Source organism: Phaeodactylibacter xiamenensis (assembly GCF_000759025.1).
Classification (GTDB): Bacteria; Bacteroidota; Bacteroidia; order Chitinophagales; family Saprospiraceae; genus Phaeodactylibacter; species Phaeodactylibacter xiamenensis.
Window position 1 is genome coordinate 121,831 of record NZ_JPOS01000002.1, and the last position, 18,899, is coordinate 140,729.

The window sequence follows — 18,899 nt, forward strand, 5'->3', positions numbered from 1 at the left end:
CACTGACATTCCTCATTGCCCACCTCCCAAAATAGCCTCAACTTTTGCCTGAAGGTATGGAACAACTTCCATATCAAACCAGGGATTCCGGCTCAGCCACCGGTTGTTGAGCGGAGAAGGGTGCGGCAAAGGCAGCACTCCGGGGCCATACTCCCGAAAAGCGCGGACTGTTTCCGTCAGGTTGCGTTTGCGGTTAGCCCCCAAGTAATACTGCTGCGCATATTGGCCGATGTAAAGCGTAAGTGCTATTTCAGGCATCATACGTAACAAAGCCGCATGCCACTGAGGGGCGCATTCCGGGCGGGGCGGCAGGTCACCTGTTTTCGCTTTACCCGGATAGCAAAAGCCCATCGGCAAAATACTAAAGCAGGTTGGGTCGTAGAACGTGGCTTCGTCTACATTCAGCCATTGCCGGAGGCGCACCCCGCTGGGATCGTAATAAGGCAGGCCCTTTTCATGCGCTAACCGCCCCGGAGCCTGGCTGATCAGAGCAATCCGCGCTTCCGGGTGTACGGCAAATATAGCACGGGGAGGCACCGGCAAAGCAGCTTTGCAAATCCGGCATTGACGCACCGAGGCCTGTAGTGCCTGTATCATAAATTCAGGTTTTGGCTTCGCCCGTACTAACATCGGCGGGGGTCATCTTGTTACATTAATGTTGCAGGGTTGAAAAGCACTGCATATTCAAAATCATTACTAACCAACTTAAAGCGACAACCTCATGAAAGAAGATTGGGTAAAAGTATTCGAATCCAGAGAAATTCTGAAAACCAAACTGGTCGAAGATGCATTAAAGCAACAGGGCGTCGAAAGCCATATTCTCGAACGGCCCGACAGTGCCATCCCTTCCCTGGGCGCAGCTACGCTGTATGCACCTCAGGACAAAGCACAAAAGGCACTGGAAATTATCAGGACCATTGATTTTTCAGCTGTAGAAGAAGATTAATCCATATGACAAAAAGCAAAGAGAACTGGAATTCACTCAACTCTGAAGAGGAGCGGGTCATCGTGCATAAAGGTACAGAACGCCCCTTCACCGGAGAATACGACAACCACAAAGCGCCTGGCGTTTATGTTTGCCGACGCTGTGAGGCACCGCTTTACAAATCGGAGGACAAGTTTTCCTCCGGGTGCGGATGGCCTAGCTTCGATGATGAAATACCGGGAGCGGTAAGGCGGGAAACTGATGCCGATGGCCGGCGGACTGAGATCCTCTGCGACAATTGTGGCGGGCACCTCGGGCATGTCTTCATTGGAGAGCGGCTTACGCCAAAAAACACCCGCCACTGTGTGAATTCAATTTCCATGAAGTTTATCCCGCAGGAAGAATGGGACAAGCAACAGCAGTAGCCACCTTTGCCTGTGGCTGCTTTTGGAGCAAAGCGTACTTTTTCAGCAAAGTCCCCGGTGTGGTTGCCACCAGAGTAGGCTACACCGGCGGGCACCGCTCCCACCCAACTTATCAGCAGGTTTGCACCAAAAAGACGGGGCACACGGAAGCGGTGGAAGTGACGTTTGATCCGGACAAGGTGCGCTATGAAGCACTTGTCCGTTTCTTTTTTGAGATACATGACCCCACCATAGACCGGCGTGGGAAGGGTGGGCAATACCGGTCTGCTATTTTTTGCCATACTCCGGAGCAACAGCACATCGCCACTAATCTGAAAGCACAACTACAGGAACGGGGGTACGCCGTTAAAACTGAAATCGAAAGCGCTTCTGTATTTTGGGAAGCCGAAGACCGGCATCAGCAGTACTGCGAAAACCGGGGCATCCAACCCAGGTCTTTTCGGGTAAACCGGTGGGCAGAGCAATAAGGCTTTATAGCCAATTTCGCCTCCGGAAATAGTAAATTAGAGCACCACTGATCATTATCATCAGGCCCCATAGGTAGTAATAGCCATATTCCCAGCTCAGTTCTGGCATGTGTTGGAAGTTCATCCCGTAAATGCCTGCCAGGAAAGTCAGTGGAATGAAAATTGTTGAAATGATGGTCAGCACCTGCATGATGCTGTTCATTTTGAAGCTGATCTCGCTGAGGTAAAGATCATATAAGCCATTCATCATATCGCGGACCGTGTCGATGTTCTCCATGACTTGCACGACGTGATCGTAAAGGTCACGGACAAAGACGTCTGTCCCTTCTGACATGAGCGGGCTGTCGACCCGTGAAAAAGCACCGATGGCGTCCCGCAAAGGGGCGATAGCCTTCCGGAGGGTTATGGTTTGCAGGCGGAGGTTGTGAATCTTCCCTTTACTGTCCCGGTTGGCTTTTGAGAGGATCTCCTCCTCCAGGTCATCCAATATGAGGTCGATGCGGTCCAGCAGCAGATAATACTGGTCCACGATATTGTCAGCCAGCGCATAAGCCAGGTAATCCGCTTTACGCTTTCTGATTTTTGCACGCCCGGAATGGATACGTTCCCGGACACCTGGGAAAAGATCTGTTTCATTTTCCTGAAAGGAGAGCACGAAGCCATCGCCCGCAAATATGGCCACCTGTTCGGTCTGTACGCGTTGCGTTTCCTCATCGTAAGACAAGGCTTTCAGGATTAAGAACAAGCCGTTTTCGTAATCTTCAAATTTGGGGCGTTGCTGAGTGTCCAAAATATCTTCCAGCGCCAGTGGGTGGACGCCAAACTGTTGGCCCAGCTGTTCGACGAGGGCTACATCGTGCAATCCGCGCACGTCGTACCACTTGACCATTGCCTGTCCATCAGAATCCGGGATCTTACCTTCCGCTTTTTGCTCCGTCACCTCGCCATCTATGCTGTATTCCACCAGCATTACCTGCGCCTCTTCCAGCTTTTTTTGACCGGTGAAGATCAGGCTACCGGGTGCCAATCCGGTATTTTGCCGCTTTTTTTTCCGGGGCTTTAGCTTAAGCGCTGCCTTTGTACTAATTTTGGGTAAACTCATGGTGGTAAAATAGCTGAATTCTGCAAAAATGCAATCCACCAGCCCAATAATCGCCAGCTCAACCCATATTGATCTAACAAAACACAGAAAATGAGTGCAACAATCAGTCCCCCTGCATTGCCTGTCGAACAATTTGAAACCACTGCCAACCTTACAGGCACGATCGTGTTAGACGGTCGGGAGAAAAGTTTGTTTAGTGCTGGCTTTATTCCTGGTTCTGTATTTATTGGACTGGAAGGCAATTTTACGTATTGGGCAAAACACGTGCTGCCTGATCCATCGACTAAGCTCTTGCTTGTTGTGCCGGAAGGGCAGGTAGAGCAGGCTGTAAAATTGCTCCGGGAAGCCGGTTTCACCAATATACAAGGCTACCTGAAAGGCGGTTTTGAAGCCTGGCGTGTAGCCGGCAAACCAATTGATGAAGTCCCGACGCTTGATGTAGCCCGGTTTGCTGCCGACTTCAAAGGCGGGAAAGTAACTCATGTGCTGGACGTACGCCGTCCTGATGAATTCGGGGAAAGGCATATTTCGGGAGCGCAATTACTCCCACTGGAAGTTTTGCGCGACCGTATTCAGGAAGCGGACCCGGCCAAAGCCTATCACCTGCACTGCCGCAGCGGCTACCGTTCCACTATTGCCGCCTCCATGCTCAAAGCCAGGGGTAGTGCGCCAGTAGTCAATTTGCACGGTATGATTGACGAGGTCTTTGAAGCAGGCGTGCCGTCAGAATAAATTATACACAGACGCTATTTTGAAGCAGTTTATACCTATCCTGGACTGGCTGCCCAGGTACAAACGCAGCTATCTGAAAGGGGATATTCAATCCGGGCTTACCGTAGCCATTATGCTCGTGCCTCAGGGCATGGCCTATGGGCTGTTGGCCGGGCTGCCACCAATTTACGGGCTTTATGCGAGTTTGTTCTCCCTGGTCCTCTATGCTATTTTTGGTACTTCGCGTGAGTTATCCGTCGGGCCGGCTGCTATTGTTTCCATGCTGGTTGCAGCGGGTATTTTCAGCCTTGGAGAAGACTTGAGTACAGCAGAGATGGTCAGCATAGCCGTCTCCATAGCGCTTCTGGCAGGCATACTGCAATTTTTGCTGGGCGTTTTTCGGCTGGGGGTACTGGTCAACTTTCTTTCGCACCCGGTAATTGCAGGCTTTGCCTCTGCAGCTGCCTTTATTATTGCCTTTAGCCAATTGAAGCACCTTTTGGGCATTCCGCTACAGCGGAGCAACAATATTTTCGTACTGGCCGGAGATGCGATTGAGCACATTGGCCAACTGCACTGGATTACGCTCGGTATTAGCGTGGTAAGTATCATCATCATCCAGGGGCTAAAGCGCATCAGTAAGGCCATTCCCACCGCCCTGATTGTTGTGCTTTTTGGCACCCTGGCGGTGGTTGGATTTGACCTCGATCAGCAGGGTGTTGCGGTTATTGGTAAAGTGCCGGAGGGGCTGCCTCCTTTTGCCTGGCCGGATTTATCAGCAGACCGCATCCTGAGCATCTGGCCTATTGCGGTGACCATTTGCATCATCAGTTTTATCGAATCGGTGGCTATTGCCAAAACCATGGGCAGGCAGCAGAGCAGCCCACACATTGATCCCAATCAGGAGCTGATTGCACTGGGCATTACGAAGATTGGAGGTGCTTTTTTCCAGGCTTTTCCAACCTCAGGGAGTTTTTCCCGCTCAGCTATCCATGTGGACTCCGGTGCCAAAACGGGGATTTCGTCCCTGATCAGTGCCTTAATTATCGTACTGACGCTGCTGTTTTTTACCGAGTGGTTTTATTATTTGCCCAAAGCCGTATTGGCAGCGATTATCATTTCTGCGGTGATCAATCTGGTAGACTATAAGGAAGCCCGTCACCTTTGGTCGGCTGACCGGAGGGATTTCTGGACCATGCTGACCACTTTTGTGGCTACCCTGCTACTGGGTATTCAGAATGGGGTGCTGATGGGCGTACTGCTTTCCCTTGCCATTATGGTTTACCGCAATTCCCGGCCCCACATCGCGGTGCTCGGGCAGTTACCCAATTCCCGACGTTACCGCAGCATCAGCCGGTTTTCCAATGCGCAACAGCATGAAGAGGTACTCATTGTGCGGTTTGATGCGCAGCTGTACTTTGGCAATGCCGATTATTTCAGGGATGAGATCGAGCGGCTCGTCGCCCGGGAAGGGAGAGCGCTTCAACTTTTCATACTTGATGCTTCGAGCATTCATGATATCGATACCACAGGAGCAGAGTCGCTAGGTGAAGTCATTGAGATCCTGCAAGGCCGGAACATTCGCTTTTTCATCTCAGGCGCAGTGGGCCCGGCAAGGGATGCCCTCTCCCGCCACGGACTAATGCAGGTGATTGGCGAGCGCAATCAGTTCATCCAAATCCATGATGCGGTGGAGTATTACCACACCGCTGCTGACGCTGCGGATAGTAGTTGGACGCCAGATGCGTTGCAAACCAATGAACCCAAAAAGAAAAAGCGGAAATAACTTACATTTACCTAAAAAGAAACATGGCCAGACCACTACTCCTTTTCGCGCTGTTGGCCGTGCTGTCAGGCACGCTATCCGCTCAGTTAACGACTTATTACCCTGCTAAGGTATGGCTCAAAAACGGAGACCGCCTTACCGGCGAAATCGAAAAGCCGGACTGGGAGAAAGGCACCGAACGCCTGCTCTACCGCAGCAGCTCCGACCCCGAACCTCAGTTTCTCAACACGGCTGACATCAACAAGGTCGTACTTACGGAAGATAAGCTAGAACGCCGCTACCTGAGCCGGTCCGTCCAAAGACTTTACCTCCCCGATACCATGCCGGTGGGCGACACCTTGCTGTATGTGCAGGACACTCTGCTCCTGCAGGCGGTGGTGGAAGGCACACTTGGCTTTTATTACCATGAAACACCGGGTGGCCGGCCGTACTATTTTTTGGAAAAGGATGAGGTCTTTACCCAACTTGTGGAGCATAATTATCAACGGGTCGGGAGCGGGCGCCGTATCCGGATGAAGCACGACCGGTGGAAAGAGCAGCTCCAAACGGCGATGTCAGACTGCCGGCCGGCCCGGACGAAAATTGACAATATCAATTTTGCTGATGAGACCATAAAGCGCTTATTCGTTCAGTACAACGAGTGCGGGGGTCGTAAACGGCTCGATTATGAACTGGAATATAAAAAAATGACCCTCCGCCCGGGAGTGCTTCTGGGTAGCGCCTTCACCCGCCTCAGTACCCGCGACCGCATTTTCCGGGACGTGGGCACCGGAGGCTTCACGCCCAGAATTGGGGGCAGCCTGCTCATCCTCCCCTTCCGCGGAGACGGGCGGTCGGGCTTCCTGATCGAAGCGCTTTATGCTCCGTTCCGGACTACAGACGACTTCGATAACTTTGAAGCGGATGTGGACTACCTGCAACTGAATTTAGGTGTGCGCAACAGTGGTATTGCGACGGTATTCGGGAGTATCTTCGCCGGCTTCAGCATTTCCCGGCAAATCGGCACCCCGGTTCGGCTCAACCTCACAGAACGTGTACTGCAGCCCACACAGATTGGAATGTTCGGAGGATTTAGCGTAAGCGGTGAAAAGGTGGAAGTGAGCCTGTGCTACGAGCTGGACGATATTGGCTTATTCTCGCCCAATGCGCCCTTTTTCTACGTTAGCAGCCTTAGCCTTATGACGGGTTACCGCTTTTGATATTCCAGCTCTCCGGCCCTAATAAAAACGGGCAGGTGATTTTCCAGCGGTGGAATCGGGCAGCTGTACCCATCGCTGTAGGCGCACCAGGGATTGTAAGCCTTATTGAAGTCGATGGTGAGCCTGCCCTCCTCGATATCAGCCGTACTAATGTCCATGTAACGGCCGCCCCCGTAGGTCTGCTCGCCATTGGTGGCATCCTTGAAAGGAATGAACAAATGATCGCGGTACTGCGGCATACGGATGAGGCGAAGGCTTTGGTAAACCGCCAATTGCAAAGTGGTATCTTTGAGCCGGAAGGTCGCCGTTCCGTACTTTACATAGGGTTGGGTGGCGCCGCTGTAGGTCGGCATTTCAAAAGGCTCTGCGCCGGTAGCCCGCTCAAATGCTGCGGTGACTTTAAAAGCGGTATCCGGCGGGTAAAAGCGTAATTTTTTCACGCCCTTCCGGTCGAGGGGTGCGCGTTGATCTTCCAGGAACTCTTTTTTATAGTGCTTCCGGTGTTTCCGGATGCTTTTGGCGTAAGCGGCATCCGCCTGCCCCCAACTGCTCAGTGGCAGGAGGAATAAGCAGGCGGATACAGCGAAGAAAAACCTGGCTGTCATCATATTTTAGGCTTCTTTCACTGCGTTGCTACGGACTTTTTCCCAGGCCCAGGAGGTACGCATGATGTCGTTGACGTCCCGCTCCGGCTGCCAGCCCAATTGGTCGGCAGCTTTTTTGTAATTGGCATAAATGGCGACCACATCGCCCGGGCGGCGGGGGCCTACACGGTAGGGCAAGTCTTCGCCCGTTACCGCCATGAAAGAATTCAATGCTTCCAGCACCGTCACGCCCTCACCGATGCCGAGGTTGAAAATTTCCACCGGGCCTTCCTGTTTGCCGGCGATCACATACTGCAAGGCTTTGGTGTGGGCATTTGCCAGATCCATTACATGGATGTAGTCGCGAATGCAGCTGCCGTCCCGGGTATCGTAATCGTCGCCGAAGACCACCAGTTCCTTACGCTTGCCGATAGCCGCTTCGGTAATAACGGGGACAAGGTTGGAAGCAGGTGTGGTGGGGGATTCTCCGATTTTAGCGCTTTCGTGCGCACCCGCCGGATTGAAGTAGCGCAGCAGGATATTGTTGTGGTTAGGATGGCGGCGGGAGAAGTCCTGAATGATGTGCTCCCCCATTTGCTTGGTACGGGCATAGGGAGATTCGGCTTCTTCCAAAGGCGTATTTTCGGTTACCGGCAGCTCGGAAGCGTTGCCGTAGACCGAACAGGAAGAAGAGAAGATGATGTTGGGCACCTCGTAACGTACCATACAGTCGAGGACGTTGATAAGGCTATTGAGGTTGTTGCGGAAGTAGCGGATGGGCTGTTCCACCGACTCCCCTACGTGCTTCAGGGCGGCGAAGTGGATGACGCCCACCAAATCGCTGTGCTCCCTGAACATCGCTTCTGTGGCTTCAAGATCGCAGAGATCGATAGCGTAGTTTTTTACGCGGCGCCCGGTGATGGTTTCGATCCCGTCAAGGACTTCTTCACTGGAGTTGCTGAGGTTGTCTGCTGAAATGACATCAAACCCATTATCAATAAGGTCAACAATGGTGTGGCTGCCGATATAGCCGCAACCGCCGGTCACTAAGATTTTGTGCATGGGGCAAGTGGTTTAACAGGTGGATAATTCAATGACAAAGAATGGAAGCCCTTTGGTGGCTGCCGGTTTTCGACCTACCTTTGTGCCCTGAAGGATGGGCGGTGCCCCGTTCAGGAATAATCAGGCAGGGTTGGCTTAGTCTTGTCCTTGCCATCCAAAGGTAAGCGAAAATAACAATGGATAAAAAAGAACTTGCACAGGAAGTTGTACAAATCGCCCGTCATGCCGGGGCGGCCATCATGGCCATTTACAGTAAAAAAGACCTTGGCGTAGAGCTGAAAGCGGACGAATCCCCTTTGACACTGGCAGATCAGGCGGCCAATGAAGTCATCTGCCGGGCGTTGGAAAAGCTGTCTGTGCAGTACCCCATTATTTCGGAAGAAAACAAGGCGGTACCCTATGAGACCCGTAAAAATTATGATTACCACTGGCTGGTGGACCCTCTGGACGGGACCAAGGAGTTTATCAAGCGCAATGGGGAATTCACCGTTAACATCGCGCTCATTCATGCGGGCAAACCAGTAATGGGCGTGGTTTATGTGCCTTGCTTTGACGAAACCTACTGGGGAGCAGAGGGCGTTGGTGCCTTTCTGGAAGCGAACGGGAAAACGACCAGGCTCGAAGTGCCAGCCTTCAAACTGGCTGATGAGGGGTTGAATGTAGTCTGCTCCCGGTCTCATCTCAATGACGACACCCAAGCCTTTGTAGATAAGCTGAAGAATCCGTCCCTGGTACCCACAGGCAGTTCTCTGAAGTTTCTGATTATTGCCAAAGGGGAGGCGCACGTCTATCCGCGCCTGGGGCCAACGATGGAATGGGATACGGCTGCGGCACAGGCCGTACTGGAGCAAGCTGGTGGTTCGGTCATCGATGAAGAAACGAAGCAGCCCCTGCGCTACAATAAGGAGAATCTGCTCAATCCGTACTTTATTGCCTACGGTGGATTACAGCAGTAAGCGACCCAACCACTGGAAAACCCAAGACTGTCTATAGAGACAAATAAAGGTTCATGCCCATTGATTTCAAGGCACTAAAGCAAGGTCCGTTCCCTCAGCCGGTCCACCATCAGTGGCTGGGCATGGCCTGTCTCATTGCAATGATGGTGGGTATGATGACTTCGGCAGAGGCACTGATCAGCATTGCCTTTATTGCGCTGGTTTGCAATGCTGTACTCAACCGGCAGCTTCCGCAGTTGTGGAAACAATTCATCCGGCACCCGGCCCTACTGGGGATTACCGGTATTTTTCTGGTGTATGCGCTATCCGGGCTTTATTCTGAAAATACGGCTTACTTGTTCCGCAGGCTGCGCACTTCTTTGCCTTTGTTGCTGCTGCCCTTTGCTATTTTATCAATTCCGCGGCTGGAGCGCAGGTCTTATTATAGCTTGCTGTACCTGTTTTTCCTGCTTACCCTGGCTGCCTGTCTGGCAGTTGTGTACAATTACCTGACCGACTATGCTGCTATCACAGCTCTCTACAAAAAAGGACAGGTGATGCCAACGCCTATGCGGCATATCCGGTTTAGCCTCACGGTGGTACTTGCCGTAGCAGGGGGTTTTTACTTATCTGCCCGTCGTTTTTGGTGGTGGCATCCGGCAGAGCGCTACCTGTTGACTGGCGGCAGTCTGTTTATGATTGCCTTTCTGCACCTGTTGGCTGTAAGAAGCGGCCTGCTGGCACTCTACCTGCTGGCTGTATTTGCCCTCGTACGGCTTATTGTAATACAGAGGCAGTTTTGGCTTGGAGCCAGTGTATTGGTGACCGCAGCAGGCCTGGCCTACGCTGCTTTTCAATATGTCCCGACGCTGCAAAACAAGGTGAATTATACCCGTTATACCATCCATTTGCTGATTCACGGCGGGGAAATCAAAGAATTGTCTGACTCTCAGCGCCTTGGCTCTATAAATGCCGGGCTGTCTATGGCCAGGGCTCATCCATGGATTGGGGTAGGGCTGGGCGATATCCGTGAAGCGGCAGAAACTTACTATGAAAAGAACGCTCCGGGCCTGGCCGGCCGGCAGTTACTCCCTCATAATCAATATATTTTTGTACTTGGGGCAACCGGAGCGCTAGGGCTGGTTTATTTTTTGCTGGCCACCTTTTATCCTCTGCTGTACGGGCACGGTTACCGGGATATCTTCTGGACGGCCTTTCATATTGTTGTGCTCCCTTCCTTTATGGTAGAGCATACCCTGGAAACGCAGTTTGGCCTGACGCTTTACCTGCTGTTTGCCCTTATGGGCATCCGGTATATTGATACGCAAAGCCCACGCTGATTATTTGTATTCTTAGCCCGGCAAAGTATATTGCATCCTGCAAACAAAAAACAAAAGATATGATCCGCCTCGAGCACCTCGGAATTGCGGTTAAAAACCTGGAAGAGAGCAATGAGCTCTTTGAAAAAATCCTGGGCCGCCCACTATACAAAGTAGAAGAAGTCGAATCCGAGCATGTCAAAACTGCCTTTTTCAAAATTGGAGAGTCCAAGATAGAGCTACTGGAAGCCACAGCTCCGGAGAGTGCCATTGCCAGGTACGTGGAAAAGCGGGGCGAAGGGATTCACCACGTTGCCTTTGAAGTGGAAGACATCTACGCCGAAATGGAACGACTGAAAGCAGAAGGATTTCGACTGCTCAACGAGGAGCCCAAGCGTGGTGCGGACAACAAGCTCGTCTGCTTTGTCCACCCCAAAAGCGCGAATGGCGTGCTGCTGGAACTTTGCCAGGAAATTAAGGAGTAGCGCCTTTAATCCGGTGCAATAATTTCCATAGCGACATGGGCAGGAGTGGTCCCTATGTTGCCCCCTATATCGTGGGTACGATTAAGACGGTGCACTCCTTTGATGTAGCGTATGGAGCCGGTAAGGGAGCGCAGGACAATACTCTCGGTAGTGACACCTCCGCGCCGGTCGAAGTGTACGCCGTCCAGAAAAGAAGATGGAGTAATGCCGGTGGCTGCAAAGAAGGTATTATTGGACCGGATGAGGGTATCGAGCGTAAGGACTTCCTTTAATTGCACCCCATCCTGCTTAAGCTGCCGCTTCTCCTCCACCCGCTGTGGTGCCCGCATGCACTGCATCCCACCGCCCAGTGCTTTTACAGCGGCAGCGGCGATCACCCCTTCCGGAGTGCCCCCTACGCCCATGAGTACGTCAACACCGGTACCAGGTACTGCTGCCATCAACGCACCAATGACGTCGCCTTCTGCGTGAAGCGTAATGCGCGCGCCGGTCTGCCGGATTTCCTCAATGAGGGACATGTGCCGGGGTTTGTCGAGCACGAAAACGGTAAGGTCTTCCACATTACGGCCCAGAGCTTCAGCTATATTGTAAAGGTTTGAAGAGGGCGACTTGGTAATGTCGATGGCGCTTTTGGCTTCTGCCTCCACCACAATTTTGTTCATGTAAAAACTATTGCCCGGGTCCCACATGCTGCCTTTATCCGCTACGGCTATGGAGGTAATGGAATTTGGCCGCCCTTCTGCCAGCAACGTAGTGCCTTCCACCGGATCGACGGCGACATCGACTTCCGGCCCTTCGCCATTCCCCACTTGCTCTCCATTAAACAACATGGGGGCTTGATCTTTTTCGCCTTCACCTATGATGACCGTCCCCCTCATCTCTACGGTTTTCAGGAAAGTGCGCATAGCATCTACGGCCGCCTGATCGCCCGCATCTTTCTTGCCCATGCCCATGTATCGGGCAGCAGCAATGGCGGCGGCTTCAGTGGCACGGACCAGCTCCATAGCCAGGTTGCGGTCGGCACGCGGTATCATTTGTTCAGACATAGGTTACGCTTTTATTGAGGATAAAGATAGGGAAGTCAGGCGAACGCTACTGTGCGGAATATCACTACAGCGCCAGTAATTCCGGAAATCGGTCTATAAAATAATCCGGGGCCTCCGTTTCAAGCTCTTTTCGGGAACGGTAGCCGTAAGTGACTGCGCAGGTAGGCATACCGGCAGCCTTTGCGGCTTCTATGTCATGGGTGGAGTCGCCCACCATCAGTGCCCGGCCGGCCGGCACCTGTAGTTGCTCCATGATGCGGTGGAGACCTGCCGGATGAGGTTTGAGTGGATAGGCATCCGGATTAGCGCCCTGCACGATGTCCATGAGCGGAGCCATATCCAGGGCTTCCGCAATTCGCCCGGTGAAGTGTTGTAGTTTGTTGCTGTAAATGGCGGTCTTTTTAGGCTTCAGTGCCCGCAGGGTATCTATGACACCGGGATAAGGCTTGGTTTTGGTGACGAAGTGCTCAGCGTAGTACGCGTCGAAGTGCGCTTTTGCGGTGCGCAGGGTGTCGGGATCGTCTGTGCCTGCCGATTCTTTCAGCAAATAGGACAAGCCGCTTCCTAATAAAGGCGGCAAGTCTTCATAGGATAGGGTTGGGCGCCCCAATTGCTGCATAGCGTGGTTCACGGCATCCGCCAAATCGAAGCGGGAGTCCACGAGCGTGCCATCCAGGTCAAAAACGATGAGGTCAATGGTGTCTAAAAAAGCCATGCAGTGGTGTTTTGATGGGCTAAAATACAGGAATTATTGGTGTGCCCCGTTGGCTGCTTTTCAATATTCCGGCCCGTCTGTCATCTTTTCGCCGTTCAGTTATTAAACAAAATTATTTGTTTTAAAAAACAATATCATTTATCTTTGAGCGCCCTCCACGTACTATGAAACGCTATGCAAATCGGGTTTGCCAGCTTTATACTGCTGGCAGCCCCTTGCATGGTCCGAAAACAAAACAAAATGTTTGGACGAGCCATCCTGCACCTGGACCTCGATGCTTTTTTTGCGTCCGTAGAGCAGCTGCACAACAGCGACCTGCAGGGTAAACCCCTAATCATTGGCGGCAGCAGCGGCCGGGGCGTGGTCGCAAGCTGTAGTTATGAAGCGCGGCGCTTTGGTATCCGATCCGGCATGCCTATACGCCATGCACTGCTGCGCTGTCCGGATGCAACTGTACTGCGGGGCGATATGGAAAACTACCTGAAGCATTCCAGGCTGGTCACAGAGATACTGGCAGAGGATGCGCCCGTGCTGGAGAAGGCTTCCATTGATGAGTTCTACCTGGATATTAGCGGTATGGACCGCTACTTTGGCTGTTGGAAATGGTCGCAGGAGCTGCGGCAAAAGGTGATTCGCGAAAGCGGTCTGCCTTTGTCCATTGGCCTATCGGTCAACAAGCTGGTTTCGAAGGTCGGCGCGGGGGAAAGCAAACCTAACGGCGCACAGCTGGTGGAATCGGGACGGGAGCAGCAGTTTTTGGCGCCACTGCCCGTGCGCCGCTTGCCGGCGGTGGGGCAGGTGACCTGCCACCGGCTGAGCCAAATGGGCATACGCACGGTGCAGGCGCTTAGTCAGGTGCCGCCGTTGTTACTACAGCGCGAATTTGGCAAGCCCGGCAAGCAATTATGGGAAAAGGCGCACGGTATTGACCACCGGCCCGTCGTGCCTTATACTGAACGGCAGTCTATCTCCACAGAGCGTACCTTTCAGACCGATACTACGAATGTTGAATTCCTCCGCACCACCCTCAATCAGATGGTAGCTCAGCTGGCTTTCGAGCTCCGGCAGTCCGGGCGGCTGACCGCCTGCATCACCGTGAAGCTGCGGTATACCGATTTCAATACCTTCACCCGGCAGCACCGCCTGCCTTATACAGCTTCCGACAGCACGCTGCTGCATCATGCGCAGAAATTACTGGAACAACTGTATGAGCGTCGTCAACTGGTCCGCCTGTTGGGGGTGCGATTCAGCAAACTCGTGCCCGGCCACCCACAACTAAGCCTTTTTGACGCCTCAGCGGAGGAGCAGCGCCTGCAGGCGGCGATGGATGGAATACGGGAGCGGTTTGGGAAGGGGGCGGTGGAAAGGGGAGTGCGCTAGCAGCCTGTCGGAGATGTGCTGATGCGGCGAGAGCGAGCAAATATTGTTCTGAACAAGGCGCGAAGAAGGAACATAGCCTGAGCTACGTGACTGATGAGCAACGAAGTGCAGAATAATATTTGCCGTTCGCAGACCATTGAGCGCCTCTCCGACAGGCTGCTAGTGGTCTCTATTGAGACGGGGAGAATGGCAAGCGTAGTTGCCCATCGCCACCGCTTCGCAGCACCAATGCCCTACCGCACCGTCACCGGTAACGTCTGCACCTGTCCCTCACCCTGTATACGAAGGTAATACATGCCCGCTGCCCACTCCGTCACATCCACTTCAAACGAAGCCGGAGTTTGTTTCAGATCACGGCTGAAAATTTGCTGGCCGTTTACTCCGAAGGCATTCAGGGTAACAGGCCGGCCCTGCCATGCTCCGAAGTCAATCCGGAGCCAGTCTGCTGCCGGGGACGGAAAGGCATTGGCGAAAGCTACGGTTGCAAAGCCGTCGGCGCTGACTACCACTACGGATATCTCGGTACAGCTTATATCGCTGCCTGCACTGTTCATGGCGGTCAGGCAGACGTTGTAGGTGTTATTTGCCGTGTAGGTGTGGGTTGGGTTTTGCAGGGTGCTGCTATTGCCATCACTAAAATCCCAGAACCACTCAGTGGGGTTATTGGCGGAAGCATCGGTGAACACAAGCGTACCTTCTCCCTGGTCTTCAAAAGTAAAACTAGCGGTGGGTGGCAGTATGACCACAACTTCCTGGCAACTAATATCACTGCCTCCCAGATTAGTGGCAGTCAGGCAAACGGTATAGGTGCCGGGGGCGCTGTAGGTATGCAGTGGGTTTTGCTCCGTACCCGCGTTGCCATCGCCAAAGTCCCAGGACCAGCTGAGGGGCATATTGGTGGAAGCATCGGTAAACTGTACCTGCCCATCGCTGAGCAGCTCCGCAGAAAAATCAGCGACCGGGGGTTGGTCACTTGGATTAATAGCGGCAAGGTAAGTGGCAGAGATGGGGTTGCCATCCACGTCAAAGTCGACGCTGCATACGGTGCCTACCCCATCAGCACCCCACCATTCGTAGGAGACAGTCGTGTTTTCAATTACATCGATCAGGATAAAACTGCCGAAGATTTTCACGTAAATAGAGTCGGCTGTAGTAATGACACTACGTTGTCTCAGCACTTCAAAGGTACCCGCAGGAACCGTAATTTCACCAAAGGCATCCACCTCAGCTTCCACGGTGCCCCCGCCAATCAGGCGGACGGAGTCAGCGCCAAAAGTTCCTCCATCAATTTCCAGCCGATAGCTGAATTCATCTTCGAATACCGCTCCGTAAGTAGCAGGCAGGGGAAGCAATTGCTGTTGATTTTCGAAAGCTACCGTAAAAATAGTGCCGTCCGGGCCGGGTGCTGACCCTCCTGCGGCAAATAAGGCATCAGAGGTGACCTCGGCAAAGCTGTACAGCTCATTGCTGCCTTCAAAGGCGAAAGTGGCTGTGGGAAAAAGATCAGCAGCCGGTGTTTCGGAAGGCATGACGACTGTATTGGTGAATACTTCATCGGCATCAAAATTGAGGAACGACCAGGTTTGAGCATCAGCGCTGGCCGGGCCTACATCAACGCTTGTCAAGAGGGTATCCACGGCATTGGCGTAAACTTCACCAAAGTCGGGTATATCATCGGCAGTGAGGGTTATCTGCGCCGTAGCACCAATAGAAAGGAGGCCAAAGAAAAGGAGGAGGATGGAGCTCTTGAGTTTCATAGTTCAGTTTTTGGTAATTTGTTCCAATATTTTGGAGCGTTGGTACCGATGCAATACAGGATCGAAACGAACGGAAGCCCCAAAATTACATTTAATTACCTTCAAATTCAATTTGCCGATGATGCCACGCTACCTGATCCCCCTCTATTGGACCCTTGCTCTGACAGAACTCTACGGGGAGTATACGCTTACCGAACCGGTTATTTTGGCTGTGAAACCGCTTTTGCTGACGGTTTTGTCGCTTTGGTTTTACCTGGAATGCCGGCCAATGGGCAGTCGATTCAGTGGGTTGGTACTGGCCGGGCTGATCTTTTCCATAGGTGGGGATACCCTACTGATGTTTGTGGAGTACGGGCCCCGGGCTGAGCAGTTTTTCCTGTTTGGGCTGGGCAGCTTTCTCGTCGCCCAGGTATGTTATGCAGTCGCTTTCTGGACTTATCCGGGTGCAAAATCCGGGGACATACGGCAGAAGCCCTGGCTTACCCTGCCATTTCTGTTCTACCTCGTGGGGATATTAGGCATGCTCTGGGCAGGTATACCTGCGGGCATGAAAGTGCCGGTTGCAGTATATGCCACTGCGATTGTCACCATGGGAATGGGTGCCTTTAACCTGAGGGGACGGCTGAGCCGGGAGCACTTTCTGGGGCTGATGGTCGGGGTGCTGCTCTTTGTACTTTCCGACAGCCTGATTGCAGCTAATAAATTCGGGCAGCCGGTGCCTTATGCGCGGGTGCTGATCATGAGTACGTACCTGCTGGGGCAGTATCTCATTGCGCGGAATGCGGCGGCGATCCGCCCGGAAAAGCAGGCAGGTTAGCAGCTTTGAATGATATATACATAGCTTTTGGTACCCTGTAGAGGGCTTCACCGTGCCATTTGCACCTCTGCACATTTATACCGATATTTAACCAATTGATTGATCTGAACACCAAGCTATGAAATTCAAAATCTTAATCTGCCTGCTGCTCACAGCGGGTGCGCTCTCTGCCCAAAATGGACTGGAAGGGCTCTGGACAGGTTCCATTATTGATAAAAGCACTGGGGAAACGCTGCCGGTCGAACTCTACCTTACCCTTGAAAAAGGCTACATCAAAGGGATGTCTTATATCCACGTCACTAAGGATAGCGTGGTGACACAAGAGCTCGTTGGCAAGATGTACCAGGATCGCTCCATTTATATGCGGGAAGTGACCGACAGGGAGTACAGCATCGATAACCTCAACCCTGAGATACTGGAGGGTGGCAAGTATGTCCGTAAATACCAGTTTGAATTCAAGCGGAGCATCTGGGAGTCTTCGCTCAATGGTTTCTGGCAGGAGATTACGCCTACCCCGTTTTCGGTAGAACGGAAGCTGGGGCAAATCAAACTGGAGCGGAAGAAATCGGGCGATTCTTCCAGGGTATAGGAAGCCCCCGCTCTACAGCAAGTAAAACGAGGGCTTTGCTATTCCAATTGAGTTGTGATCCTCTTAATTCAATAATTCGTAGATGCCGGCGATACCTTGCCCGCCACCTACACAGGCGGTCACCATACCGTATTTATTGCCACGGCGGCGCATCTCATTGAAGAGCTGGGTGGAAAGTTTCGCACCGGTACAACCCAGCGGGTGGCCGAGTGCAATGGCCCCTCCGTTTACGTTAACGATATCGGGGTTGAGACCGGCTTCCTGAATGACGGCCAGGGCCTGGGCGGCAAAGGCTTCATTGAGCTCAATCAGGTCGATATCGTTGAGCTTTAGCCCGGCGTACTTCAGTGCTTTAGGGATAGCGGCGCAGGGGCCAATGCCCATATACAACGGATCTACACCAGCTACGGAGCAGGAGACCAGACGGGCAATCGGCTCGAGGTTGAGCTTTTTGACCATTTCTTCGCTCATCACCAGGGTGAAAGCCGCACCATCAGAAGTTTGGGAAGCGTTGCCCGCAGTCACCACGCCGCCCTGCGCAAAGACCGGGCGTAACTTGCCAAGTGCTTCGACCGTAGTGGAACGGCGTACGCCTTCATCCATGCCTACGGTGTGCTCACTGCTCACCCGTTTGCCGTCTTTTACGAATACATCTTCCACTTTTACCGGCACAATTTCATCATTGAATTTCCCGCCGTCGATGGCTTCAGCCGCCTTGACGTGTGAGCGGTAGGCGAATTCATCGGATTGGTCCCGGCTGATGTTATACTTATTGGCTACGGCCTCGGCCGTCAGGCCCATACTCGCCAGGTAGTTGGGCGTGGAGGAAGCGACCTTGTAGCTGGGTGCGAGCTTGTAGCCCGTCATTGGTATGGAGCTCATGCTTTCGGTACCGCCGGCAACGTAAATTTCGCCCATGCCTGCGCGGATTTTGGCAACCGCAATGGAGATGGTCTCCAGGCCGGAAGCACAGTAGCGGTTGACGGTCACGCCGGGGACTTCCTTGCCCAGGGCGCGCATGGAAATCTGCCGCCCGATCTGCAGTCCCTGCTCGCCCTCTGGGTTTGCGCAGCCAACGATGACGTCATCGACCAGCTTGGGGTCAAGCTCCGGAGTTTGTTCCAAAAGATGGGTAATGATATCCACCGCCAGGTCATCCGAGCGGTAGTTTTTGAAGCCACCCTTTTTGGCTTTGCCTACAGCGGAACGGTAGGCTTTTACGATATATGCATCCATGATAATTTCTATTTTATGAATCCAGATTGAGCAGGCTTTTAAAAGCCCATAACCGGATTACTTTGACTTTAGGAAATTTAAGCGATCAAGAATATCGAAATCGGTACGCCAGAAACAGTTAGCTATCCAACTGCTGCTTCATTCAGCTATTCATCCAGCGTTTCATCAGAAATTCCACGTTCTGCTGCAGCCTCATCCAGTTTACTTTGAAAACGTTCCATGAAAAAGGTTGCTAGCATATGGCGTACTTCCTTCAACTCCGCTTCTGATGGCTCAAAGGAGTATAGCTTTAATAGCTCCAATTGAAGTGAGGTGAATTTCTGACTACTTTCGATTTCCATAACAGACTTGATTTTATG

At 52.6% G+C, this 18,899-nt stretch carries 21 protein-coding genes; 12 read left to right on the forward strand and 9 right to left on the reverse strand.

The window, feature by feature from the left end:
* Window positions 1–12 precede the first annotated feature (12 nt).
* Window positions 13–597, reverse strand: coding sequence for a uracil-DNA glycosylase family protein (locus IX84_RS00490; RefSeq protein ID WP_044215622.1), 585 nt, complete (start codon window positions 595–597; stop codon window positions 13–15).
* A gap of 124 nt (window positions 598–721) precedes the next feature.
* Between IX84_RS00490 and IX84_RS00495 the strand changes: the two genes are divergently transcribed.
* Genes IX84_RS00495 through msrA form a run of 3 tightly spaced genes read left to right on the forward strand, consistent with a single transcriptional unit; the run spans window position 722 to window position 1,817 of the window.
* The gene (locus tag IX84_RS00495; protein ID WP_044215624.1) at window positions 722–946 is read left to right on the forward strand and encodes a hypothetical protein; all 225 of its coding nucleotides are present in this window, start codon (window positions 722–724) and stop codon (window positions 944–946) included.
* A 5-nt stretch (window positions 947–951) separates the two neighbouring features.
* Window positions 952–1,350: a methionine-R-sulfoxide reductase gene (locus IX84_RS32705; RefSeq protein WP_044215626.1), complete on the forward strand. Its 399-nt coding sequence runs from the start codon at window positions 952–954 to the stop codon at window positions 1,348–1,350.
* A complete protein-coding gene (msrA, locus tag IX84_RS32710; RefSeq protein WP_044215635.1) occupies window positions 1,329–1,817 on the forward strand; it encodes a peptide-methionine (S)-S-oxide reductase MsrA in 489 nt (162 codons plus the stop codon). Before IX84_RS32705 ends, msrA begins: the two co-directional genes overlap by 22 nt.
* A 4-nt stretch (window positions 1,818–1,821) precedes the next feature.
* Here the strand turns inward: msrA and corA are convergent, their stop codons facing one another.
* Window positions 1,822–2,919 carry a magnesium/cobalt transporter CorA gene (corA, locus tag IX84_RS00510; protein ID WP_044215709.1) on the reverse strand — a complete coding sequence of 366 codons (1,098 nt, stop codon included), beginning with the start codon at window positions 2,917–2,919 and terminating at the stop codon, window positions 1,822–1,824.
* 90 nt (window positions 2,920–3,009) lie between these two features.
* Here corA and IX84_RS00515 point away from each other — a divergent pair, with 90 nt between their 5' ends.
* The 3 genes from IX84_RS00515 to IX84_RS00525 are packed head-to-tail and all read left to right on the forward strand — an operon-like array spanning window position 3,010 to window position 6,615.
* Window positions 3,010–3,651, forward strand: a complete 642-nt coding sequence (locus tag IX84_RS00515; RefSeq protein ID WP_052515665.1) for a rhodanese-like domain-containing protein — start codon at window positions 3,010–3,012, stop codon at window positions 3,649–3,651.
* Between the two features lie 19 nt (window positions 3,652–3,670).
* Window positions 3,671–5,416 (forward strand): SulP family inorganic anion transporter, encoded by a 1,746-nt coding sequence (locus tag IX84_RS00520; RefSeq protein ID WP_238578211.1) that lies wholly within the window; start codon window positions 3,671–3,673, stop codon window positions 5,414–5,416.
* A gap of 23 nt (window positions 5,417–5,439) precedes the next feature.
* The gene (locus tag IX84_RS00525) at window positions 5,440–6,615 is read left to right on the forward strand and encodes a hypothetical protein (protein ID WP_044215637.1); all 1,176 of its coding nucleotides are present in this window, start codon (window positions 5,440–5,442) and stop codon (window positions 6,613–6,615) included.
* On the opposite strand, the gene IX84_RS00530 is transcribed toward IX84_RS00525, so the two are convergent.
* Both IX84_RS00530 and galE read right to left on the reverse strand, forming a co-directional pair.
* Window positions 6,603–7,223, reverse strand: coding sequence for a DUF1684 domain-containing protein (locus IX84_RS00530; RefSeq protein WP_052515666.1), 621 nt, complete (start codon window positions 7,221–7,223; stop codon window positions 6,603–6,605). The genes IX84_RS00525 and IX84_RS00530 overlap by 13 nt on opposite strands.
* A gap of 3 nt (window positions 7,224–7,226) precedes the next feature.
* Complete coding sequence (gene galE, locus IX84_RS00535) at window positions 7,227–8,261, reverse strand: UDP-glucose 4-epimerase GalE (RefSeq protein ID WP_044215638.1); 1,035 nt, start codon at window positions 8,259–8,261, stop codon at window positions 7,227–7,229.
* 176 nt (window positions 8,262–8,437) lie between these two features.
* Between galE and cysQ the strand changes: the two genes are divergently transcribed.
* From cysQ to mce, 3 genes are read left to right on the forward strand one after another with little or no spacing between them, the layout of a single operon-like run.
* Window positions 8,438–9,217 carry a 3'(2'),5'-bisphosphate nucleotidase CysQ gene (gene cysQ / locus IX84_RS00540; protein ID WP_044215639.1) on the forward strand — a complete coding sequence of 260 codons (780 nt, stop codon included), beginning with the start codon at window positions 8,438–8,440 and terminating at the stop codon, window positions 9,215–9,217.
* A gap of 53 nt (window positions 9,218–9,270) precedes the next feature.
* Window positions 9,271–10,536 (forward strand): O-antigen ligase family protein, encoded by a 1,266-nt coding sequence (locus tag IX84_RS00545; protein ID WP_044215640.1) that lies wholly within the window; start codon window positions 9,271–9,273, stop codon window positions 10,534–10,536.
* Between the two features lie 59 nt (window positions 10,537–10,595).
* The gene (gene mce, locus IX84_RS00550) at window positions 10,596–11,000 is read left to right on the forward strand and encodes a methylmalonyl-CoA epimerase (protein WP_044215641.1); all 405 of its coding nucleotides are present in this window, start codon (window positions 10,596–10,598) and stop codon (window positions 10,998–11,000) included.
* Between the two features lie 5 nt (window positions 11,001–11,005).
* Here the strand turns inward: mce and glpX are convergent, their stop codons facing one another.
* Window positions 11,006–12,046 (reverse strand): class II fructose-bisphosphatase, encoded by a 1,041-nt coding sequence (gene glpX, locus IX84_RS00555; RefSeq protein ID WP_152604869.1) that lies wholly within the window; start codon window positions 12,044–12,046, stop codon window positions 11,006–11,008.
* A gap of 64 nt (window positions 12,047–12,110) precedes the next feature.
* Entirely contained in the window at window positions 12,111–12,761 is a 651-nt protein-coding gene (locus IX84_RS00560) for an HAD family hydrolase (protein ID WP_044215642.1), read from the reverse strand.
* A gap of 240 nt (window positions 12,762–13,001) precedes the next feature.
* Between IX84_RS00560 and dinB the strand changes: the two genes are divergently transcribed.
* The gene (dinB, locus tag IX84_RS00565) at window positions 13,002–14,141 is read left to right on the forward strand and encodes a DNA polymerase IV (RefSeq protein ID WP_044215716.1); all 1,140 of its coding nucleotides are present in this window, start codon (window positions 13,002–13,004) and stop codon (window positions 14,139–14,141) included.
* A gap of 233 nt (window positions 14,142–14,374) precedes the next feature.
* Here the strand turns inward: dinB and IX84_RS30550 are convergent, their stop codons facing one another.
* Window positions 14,375–15,898, reverse strand: coding sequence for a PKD domain-containing protein (locus IX84_RS30550; protein WP_052515667.1), 1,524 nt, complete (start codon window positions 15,896–15,898; stop codon window positions 14,375–14,377).
* Window positions 15,899–16,016: 118 nt separating this feature from the next.
* On the opposite strand from IX84_RS30550, the gene IX84_RS00575 reads away from it, so the two are divergent.
* Window positions 16,017–16,715 (forward strand): lysoplasmalogenase, encoded by a 699-nt coding sequence (locus tag IX84_RS00575; protein ID WP_052515668.1) that lies wholly within the window; start codon window positions 16,017–16,019, stop codon window positions 16,713–16,715.
* A gap of 118 nt (window positions 16,716–16,833) precedes the next feature.
* Window positions 16,834–17,304 carry a hypothetical protein gene (locus tag IX84_RS00580; RefSeq protein ID WP_044215643.1) on the forward strand — a complete coding sequence of 157 codons (471 nt, stop codon included), beginning with the start codon at window positions 16,834–16,836 and terminating at the stop codon, window positions 17,302–17,304.
* A 63-nt stretch (window positions 17,305–17,367) separates the two neighbouring features.
* Here the strand turns inward: IX84_RS00580 and IX84_RS00585 are convergent, their stop codons facing one another.
* Complete coding sequence (locus tag IX84_RS00585) at window positions 17,368–18,540, reverse strand: thiolase family protein (RefSeq protein ID WP_044215644.1); 1,173 nt, start codon at window positions 18,538–18,540, stop codon at window positions 17,368–17,370.
* Between the two features lie 146 nt (window positions 18,541–18,686).
* On the reverse strand, window positions 18,687–18,881 hold the full coding sequence (locus tag IX84_RS00590) for a hypothetical protein (RefSeq protein ID WP_044215645.1): 195 nt from the start codon (window positions 18,879–18,881) through the stop codon (window positions 18,687–18,689).
* Window positions 18,882–18,899 lie beyond the last annotated feature (18 nt).